The sequence below is a fragment of the Actinospineispora acaciae DSM 45401 genome (genome assembly GCF_000620785.1).
Lineage (GTDB): Bacteria > Actinomycetota > Actinomycetes > Mycobacteriales > Pseudonocardiaceae > Pseudonocardia > Pseudonocardia acaciae.
This window is the reverse complement of record NZ_JIAI01000081.1, coordinates 1-1,829: the sequence shown is the minus strand read 5'-3', so window position 1 is coordinate 1,829 and position 1,829 is coordinate 1. Positions and strand designations below refer to the sequence as shown.

The 1,829-nt window shown below is 68.3% G+C and carries 1 protein-coding gene; it reads right to left on the bottom strand.

Annotated elements, in window-relative coordinates:
• Nucleotides 1-1,829: hypothetical protein (locus N912_RS64975; protein ID WP_051581826.1), on the bottom strand; the 1,829-nt coding region annotated here is incomplete at both ends.

The window sequence follows — 1,829 nt, the reverse complement described above, 5'->3', positions numbered from 1 at the left end:
CCTCGCGATCGTTGGCCTGCCACAACCGCAGTAGGCCCGGGCTCTCTTCAACCCCTCCAACAACACGAGGGCCTTCAATATTGAACCGCGAATCGGTCTTGGCCAGCCGCCGAATCTTCGATGCCAATCGCCGAATCTTCGCTGGACTGGTATCGCCACCCAGATCTTTCGCGAGTCGAGCGATGTCCTCGGCGCCACCCCTCTGGAGAAGCTTCTCGTTGATGCGGTCGGCCAGCGACTGCTCTACAGCGCCCTCTGGCCCGGCGGGCGTGGAGCGCTGGGTGCCTACCGCTTGGCCGTCGTTGGAGCCGCGGACCTTGATCCGGATCGGGGTACCGTCGGGCAGTTTGGCGATCTGCGGGCGGATCTGACGCATCCCGATCTGGCGGTTGGTGAACCCGTCGAGCATCCTCAGGTTCGACCGTGTGTCCGGCCCACCGAGCTGCAGCTCGTGTACGTGGTCGGCCTCCATCCGCTTGGTCACCCGCTCGACCAGCCGGTCGGCGAACTCGCGGTTGCGTTCGCTGTACTGCCGCCAGATCCGGTTGATCAGGTCCTGTCGGTAGCCCTCGGGGACGCTGCGGTCACGGGGCACGGGGTTCGGCGCCTTGAACGTCTTGCCTTCTGCGCTGAGGCGCGCCAGGTCCTCCGCCTTGTCGTTGAACTCGGTCTTCGGCATCCCCGGCTCACGCCAGATGTACACCGGCATCGGCGCGGCGCTTTCGCTCGCTCCCCGGTCGCGGCCCTTGCCGGGCTTGAGCACCATCGCCCGCTTGGTGTTCGCCGGCGCTTCCGTCAGAACCTTGTCGCCGTCGTAGTAGCGCATCCCGGCGGGGGTCTTCTCCGCCATGATCATGTGGGAGTTCTTTGCGCCGTCCTTCCAACCGCGCAGGGCGATCTTGGTGCCGATCGGTATGTCGTCCGAGGCCATAAGCTCGTCGAGCTCCGCCTTGGACATGTCCTTGAACTCGACGCCGTACTTGTGCTGGAACCTGCGCTCCACCGCGGCCGAGTCCCGGTCCTCCGGCCTCGACGCGGGCACCTGGTCCAGGTCGACCTTGCTGGCGTCGTCGGCGTCGAGACGCATCTCGGTCTCGCAGGTGCAGGTGTCCTTGGACGTCAGCGCGCGCGTGTCGTCATGAGTCAGCTCGACTGAATCGTCCAAGCCGTCCCGAGTGCCGACATCGCGGCCCTCGTAACCTTCGGTTGTCCGGCCCTTGCCCGGTGGGTCTCGCCCGATATTCGTGCCGCGCTTCTGGCCGACATGCGCGGGCCCGCTGTCCGCCGAGCCGGACGCCAGCCCGCCGAGGTTCGTTCCGGCGGAGTCCGGTGCCGTGCCGGCGACCTTGCCGCCGCCCGAGCCGTGTGATCCGCCGCTGGCCGCGACCATGGCCTCATCGTTGCCTGGCGCGCCGTCGCGGGTCGGGCTGGCCGGCGACGAGCTGGCCGTCGTGCCCGAGCGGGACGTCGCGGTGCTCGACCCGGTGCCACCGGCGGTCCTTCCGACCGAGATGACGGTGGGTCCGTTCTCGGTGACCGTGGCGGGAGGGGCCTGTGCTGGCGACGGGTTGGTGGAGCTCCGGTTGGTCACGGTGCTGGCCACCAGACCCACGTGCTCACCCTGTGAACCCGGTCCCGGTGGCGGCGTACGGTTCGGGCCGTCCTGGTTCACCGGCTTGTCCCGAGCCACCGTGCTCCCTCGGCCCGGCACCGTCCTGGACTCGCGGTCGGTGAGGGCGAGGTCACTGTCCCGCTGGATCTGCTCGATCCGCCGGTCGGTGAACGGACCGAGCGGCTTGGGATTGTCGCCACTCTTGCTGGCGGGCGGG